This window comes from Kitasatospora sp. NPDC002522 (genome assembly GCF_053595195.1).
Genome location: NZ_JBSFXE010000128.1, coordinates 1 through 1,089, shown reverse-complemented (window position 1 = coordinate 1,089; position 1,089 = coordinate 1). Strand labels below are relative to the sequence as shown.

Here is a 1,089-nt window from a genome sequence, read left to right as displayed (position 1 = left end):
TGTATTGACCACGAGCGTTGTTGACGGTGGTCTGGCTTGATCAAACGTGAAGACCTCCGGTGTGGTGGAGCTGTCTAGGACTGCACCGCACCGGAGGTCTTCGTGTCCCACCGTAATGCCCGCCTGACCGTGCACGGCAGGCGGCTCCTGGTCGAACGCGTCAGGGCAGGGCGCCCGATCGCACACATAGCCGCCGAGATGGGGATCTCCCGCACGACCGCCCACAAGTGGGTCCGGCGATGGCGGACGGAAGGCGACGCCGGCCTGCACGACCGGTCCAGCCGTCCCCGGACCACTCCACACCGCACCGCGGCCACGACCGAAGCCGAAGTCTGCCGACTCCGACGCGAGCGAAAGCTCGGCCCCGCCCGGATCGGACCGATCCTCGGCATCCCGACCTCGACGGTCCACCGGATCCTGACCCGCCACGGCATGCACCGGCTGCGATGGATGGACCGGCCCACCGGCCAGGTCATCCGCCGCTACGAGCGCGAACGCCCCGGCGAACTGGTCCACGTCGACATCAAGAAGCTCGGCAACATCCCGGACGGAGGCGGCCACCGCGTCATGGACCGCCAGGCCGGCGAGAGCAACCGGTACGCCACCACCCGCGCACGAACCCCGAGCGGGACCCCAGTGATCGGCTACAGCTTCGTCCACAGCGCCGTCGACGACCACACCCGCCTCGCCTACAGCGAGGTCCTACCCGACGAACGCAAGGAGACCGCCGCCGCGTTCTGGCACCGCGCCGAGCAGTTCTTCACCGGCCTGGGCATCACCGTCGAAGGCGTCCTCACCGACAACGGCTCCTGCTACAAGTCACACCTCTGGCGCGACACCCTCACCGCATCCGGCATCGCCCACAAGCGCACCCGCCCCTACCGGCCGCAGACCAACGGCAAGGTCGAGCGCTTCAACCGCACCCTGCTCGACGAATGGGCCTACCAGCGCCCCTACGCCAGCAACCAGGAACGAACCGAAGCGCTCCCCGCCTTCCTCCACGCCTACAACTACCATCGCAGCCACACCGCACTCGGAGGCCAACCGCCGATCAGCCGCGTCAACAACGCTTCAGGTCAATACACCTAG

Annotated in this window: 1 protein-coding gene; it reads left to right on the top strand. The window is 68.0% G+C overall.

From position 1 onward, the window contains the following. The first annotated feature begins 102 nt into the window (after window positions 1–102). A complete protein-coding gene (locus ACWD4U_RS34810) occupies window positions 103–1,089 on the top strand; it encodes an IS481 family transposase (RefSeq protein ID WP_363462318.1) in 987 nt (328 codons plus the stop codon).